This is a genomic window from Protofrankia symbiont of Coriaria ruscifolia (assembly GCF_900634745.1).
Lineage (GTDB): Bacteria > Actinomycetota > Actinomycetes > Frankiales > Frankiaceae > Protofrankia > Protofrankia californiensis.
Genome location: NZ_CAAAFR010000013.1, coordinates 1 through 1,652 on the forward strand (window position 1 = coordinate 1; position 1,652 = coordinate 1,652).

Consider the following 1,652-nt stretch of genomic DNA (forward strand, 5'->3'; position numbering starts at 1 on the left):
CGCCCCCACCGAGCCGGCCAGCCCGCCAGGCTGGTGGTCGCGGCTGGTCCACCGCCGCGCGGCGCGCGAGGCGCGGCTGCTCGCCGCCCACCACGCTCAGACCACCGAACGCGCCAGGCTGGCGCAGATCGCTCTCGTCCGCGGCGGCTACCACCTCGGACCCATTCCCTACGGCTACCTACCGCTGCACGTTCCGGCCCCCGGCGGCGGACGCCGCCGGGTCCGGCTCGTCATCGATTTCGGGCCCGCGTCCGTCGTCTCGGCGATCTACCACTGGCGGATCGACGACCGGCTCACCCCACGGGCGATCACGACCCGGCTGCACGGCATCCCCGACCCCACCCTCCTCCCCGTCGACCCCACCAGCGGCCTGCCTCGGCCCTGGGCCCCGGCCGCGGTCGCCCGCGTACTGTCCAACCCCGTCTACACCGGCGCCACCGTCTGGGGCCGCACCCACGCCGGCCAGCCCGTCCCACCCGATGAATGGATCATCTGCCTCGGCGCCCACCAGCCGATCATCGACGGGCGCACGTTCCACCACGCCCAACTCCTCGCGCCCCCCGGCGCCGGGATTTTCAGCGCGCAGCTACCACCGTGGGAATTCGTCGACCCGCCGACAGACCCGGGAAACACCGACGGCGGGCAGGGGCCGATCACATGACCCCACCGCGGCCGTTTCACGACCGAAACCGCACCTGGACGAGAAACGTTTCCGCCGGGCCGGAGACGTCGCGGTGACCCGCCGGCGGCCCCATGACCGGGACGACACCGCACCCGCCGATCGCGGCGGCGAAACATCACCTGTGTCGACCGGACGTCAGGACGCGGTCAGGGACATCACCATCGAACACATCGAAACCGTCTGGATGACCCCCGAAGAATACGACACCGCAGTGTCCGTTCTGGCTGAACTTGTCCTACAGTGGGAAAGGAAAGGCGCACCGAACATCGCGCCGAAAAAGGCGGCCTGACGACCCCGCACCTTTCTACCGGGCGGGCGGCCCGTCCACATCGGATGGGCCGCCCGCCCATCATCGAGAAAGGAACCCCCGGTATGCCCTGCCCGTTTTCAGCCCGACGAGCCATCACAAAGACGGCGGCGATCACCGAACCCGCCGGCCCGCGGGTCGTTTTCTACGCTCGGATCGCCACCGACGGCGGCCAGCAGTCCCTCGACGACCAGTACGCCCAGACCCTGGCCTACCCCGCGGCCCATCACCCGGCCTACCTCCTGCTCGACGACGACAGCAGCGAGCCGGCCCGCGCCCGATTTCCCCTCCCGTCGATGTGGCGTCGCGCTTTCCAGCGCCACCGGCGCCACGCATAAAGCCCGGACGCCGCACACGACCAGTACCGAGAGAAAAGGAAACGCGCCATGGCCCGTGCGACCTCGCGTCGCAAGACCGCGAACCGCACCCCCCAGCCCGCCGCCGACCCACTCGACACCGTCCGGGTCGGGATCTACCTACGGCGCTCCACCGACGACGAGCACCAGCCCTACTCCATCGAAGCCCAAGAAGAACGACTCCGTTCCTACATCGACTCCCAACCCGGCTGGGCCATCGCCCTCCGGTTCTCCGACGACGCCTCCGGCGCCACCACCGAACGCGACGACCTGCAACGCGCCCTGTCCGCGGCCCGCCACGGACTGA

At 70.5% G+C, this 1,652-nt stretch carries 4 protein-coding genes; all 4 read left to right on the forward strand.

All coding sequences use genetic code 11. From position 1 onward, the window contains the following. Window positions 1-661, forward strand: a 661-nt coding sequence (locus tag CV1CTNOD_RS01090; protein ID WP_131784345.1) for a recombinase family protein, incomplete at its 5' end; no start/stop codon positions are given. Between the two features lie 142 nt (window positions 662-803). Next, window positions 804-971, forward strand: a complete 168-nt coding sequence (locus CV1CTNOD_RS24290) for a hypothetical protein (RefSeq protein ID WP_165485253.1) — start codon at window positions 804-806, stop codon at window positions 969-971. A gap of 83 nt (window positions 972-1,054) precedes the next feature. Then, a complete protein-coding gene (locus CV1CTNOD_RS01095) occupies window positions 1,055-1,327 on the forward strand; it encodes a hypothetical protein (protein WP_131784346.1) in 273 nt (90 codons plus the stop codon). Window positions 1,328-1,375: 48 nt separating this feature from the next. Next, window positions 1,376-1,652 (forward strand): recombinase family protein (locus tag CV1CTNOD_RS26085; protein ID WP_242606261.1); only part of this gene is annotated, 277 nt, incomplete at its 3' end.

Coding starts and splice junctions, on each gene's coding strand:
- CV1CTNOD_RS01095 (WP_131784346.1), top strand. CDS start 1,055: ATGCCCTGCCCGTTTTCAGCCCGACGAGCCATCACAAAGACGGCGGCG.